2 rRNA genes are annotated in these 3,335 nt (G+C 50.0%); both read right to left on the reverse strand.

What is annotated here, in order from left to right:
* Window positions 1-21 precede the first annotated feature (21 nt).
* A 5S ribosomal RNA gene (rrf, locus tag KO512_RS11535) occupies window positions 22-137 on the reverse strand.
* Between the two features lie 162 nt (window positions 138-299).
* Window positions 300-3,192 (reverse strand): 23S ribosomal RNA (locus KO512_RS11540).
* Between the last annotated feature and the right edge of the window lie 143 nt (window positions 3,193-3,335).

The raw sequence follows: 3,335 nt of genomic DNA on the forward strand, positions 1-3,335 counted from the left end.
CGGGGCTGTCTCTTATTTGAAGCTTGGCGATGACCTACTCTCGCATGGGGAATCCCCACACTACCATTGGCGCTAAGACGTTTCACTTCCGAGTTCGGTAAGGGATCGGGTGGTTCCATCTCGCTATGGTCGCCAAGCAAAACTGGTTGCTCTAACGATTGAACTAAGCGCTTTGCTTGTTCAACGTCATTTGAATCCTGTAATCGGTCTTGCTTCGAGATGAGCTGTACAAGCTCTAATCCGTGTGACTTTTCAGTCGTATCTTAATCTATCAGCTTCCCAAACGCTTTTGGCGTTATATGGTCAAGCCTCACGAGCAATTAGTACTGGTTAGCTCAACGCCTCACAACGCTTACACACCCAGCCTATCAACGTCCTGGTCTTGAACGGCTCTTCAGGGGGCTCAAGGCCCCAGTGAGATCTCATCTTGAAGGGGGCTTCCCGCTTAGATGCTTTCAGCGGTTATCCTGTCCGAACATAGCTACCGGGCAATGCCATTGGCATGACAACCCGAACACCAGAGGTTCGTTCACTCCGGTCCTCTCGTACTAGGAGCAACTCTTCTCAAATCTCAAACGTCCACGGCAGATAGGGACCGAACTGTCTCACGACGTTCTAAACCCAGCTCGCGTACCACTTTAAATGGCGAACAGCCATACCCTTGGGACCGGCTTCAGCCCCAGGATGTGATGAGCCGACATCGAGGTGCCAAACACCGCCGTCGATGTGAACTCTTGGGCGGTATCAGCCTGTTATCCCCGGAGTACCTTTTATCCGTTGAGCGATGGCCCTTCCATACAGAACCACCGGATCACTAAGACCTACTTTCGTACCTGCTCGACGTGTCTGTCTCGCAGTCAAGCGCGCTTATGCCTTTATACTCGATGCATGATTTCCGACCATGCTGAGCGCACCTTCGTACTCCTCCGTTACTCTTTAGGAGGAGACCGCCCCAGTCAAACTACCCACCACACAATGTCCTCGATCCCGATAAGGGACCTGAGTTAGAACCTCAATAGTACCAGGCTGGTATTTCAAGATTGGCTCCATCTGAACTGGCGTCCAGATTTCAAAGCCTCCCAGCTATCCTACACAAGTAATATCAAAGTCCACTGCGAAGCTATAGTAAAGGTTCACGGGGTCTTTCCGTCTAGCCGCGGATATACGGCATCTTAACCGCAATTTCAATTTCACTGAGTCTCGGGTGGAGACAGTGTGGCCATCGTTACGCCATTCGTGCAGGTCGGAACTTACCCGACAAGGAATTTCGCTACCTTAGGACCGTTATAGTTACGGCCGCCGTTTACTTGGGCTTCGATCAAGAGCTTCGCCGAAGCTAACCCCATCAATTAACCTTCAAGCACCGGGCAGGCGTCACACCCTATACGTCCACTTTCGTGTTTGCAGAGTGCTGTGTTTTTAATAAACAGTCGCAGCCACCTAGTATCTTCGACCGACGTAAGCTTAAGGAGCAAGTCCTATCACCCACATCGGCGTACCTTCTCCCGAAGTTACGGTACCATTTTGCCTAGTTCCTTCACCCGAGTTCTCTCAAGCGCCTTGGTATTCTCTACCTGACCACCTGTGTCGGTTTGGGGTACGATTTCTTGTTATCTGAAGCTTAGAAGTTTTTCCTGGAAGCATGGCATCAACCACTTCACCCAAAAGAGGGTTCGTCATCAATTCTCAGTCTTAAAAGGACCCGGATTTTCCTAAGTCCTAAACCTACAACCTTAAACACGGACAACCAACGCCGTGCTGGCCTAGCCTTCTCCGTCACTCCGTCGCAATAACAAAAAGTACAGGAATATTAACCTGTTTCCCATCGACTACGCTCTTCAGCCTCGCCTTAGGGGTCGACTCACCCTACCCTGATTAGCATTGGATAGGAACCCTTGGTCTTCCGGCGGGGGAGTTTTTCACTCCCCTTATCGTTACTCATGTCAGCATTCGCACTTCTGATACCTCCAGGATGCCTTACAGCTTTCCCTTCAACGGCTTACAGAACGCTCCTCTACCATGCCACAAGTGGCATCCGTAGCTTCGGTGTATGGTTTGAGCCCCGTTATATCTTCCGCGCAGGCCGACTCGACTAGTGAGCTATTACGCTTTCTTTAAAGGGTGGCTGCTTCTAAGCCAACCTCCTAGCTGTCTAAGCCTTCCCACATCGTTTCCCACTTAACCATAACTTTGGGACCTTAGCTGACGGTCTGGGTTGTTTCCCTTTTCACGACGGACGTTAGCACCCGCCGTGTGTCTCCCGTGATTGCACTCATTGGTATTCGGAGTTTGCATCGGGTTGGTAAGTCGGGATGACCCCCTAGCCGAAACAGTGCTCTACCCCCAATGGTGAGACACGAGGCGCTACCTAAATAGCTTTCGAGGAGAACCAGCTATCTCCGAGCTTGATTAGCCTTTCACTCCGATCCACAGGTCATCCGCTAACTTTTCAACGGTAGTCGGTTCGGTCCTCCAGTTGATGTTACTCAACCTTCAACCTGCCCATGGATAGATCGCTCGGTTTCGGGTCTAATCCTAGCAACTGCACGCCCTATTAAGACTCGGTTTCCCTACGGCTCCCCTAAACGGTTAACCTTGCTACTAAAATTAAGTCGCTGACCCATTATACAAAAGGTACGCAGTCACGGTCTCAAGGACCGCTCCCACTGCTTGTACGTACACGGTTTCAGGTTCTATTTCACTCCCCTCACAGGGGTTCTTTTCGCCTTTCCCTCACGGTACTGGTTCACTATCGGTCAGTCAGGAGTATTTAGCCTTGGAGGATGGTCCCCCCATATTCAGACAGGATATCACGTGTCCCGTCCTACTCGATTTCACCTTTAAAATGTTTTCGCATACGGGGCTATCACCCACTATGGCCATACTTTCCAGTATGTTTTGCTAACATTAAAAAGGCTTAAGGGCTGTTCCCCGTTCGCTCGCCGCTACTAGGGGAATCTCGGTTGATTTCTTTTCCTCCGGGTACTTAGATGTTTCAGTTCCCCGGGTTCGCTTCTCAAGAGCTATGTATTCACTCAAGAGATACCCAGCTTATACTGGGTGGGTTTCCCCATTCGGAAATGTCCGGGTCAAAGTCTGTTTACCGACTCACCGAACCTTATCGCAGGTTACCACGTCCTTCATCGCCTCTGACTGCCAAGGCATCCACCGTGCACGCTTAGTCACTTGACCATATAACCCAAAAGGGTCTGTCAAAGTCACTGATAAAACTTCTTTGTCATCTTACGATGACGCTGAAATAACGATACATTTACGCCGGATTAGCGCTTGTACATTTCTTTCTCGTTTTGTTACAGGATTCAATTGTTAAAGAG

Origin of the sequence: Amphritea atlantica (genome assembly GCF_018860855.1) — a bacterium.
GTDB lineage: Bacteria > Pseudomonadota > Gammaproteobacteria > Pseudomonadales > Balneatricaceae > Amphritea > Amphritea atlantica_A.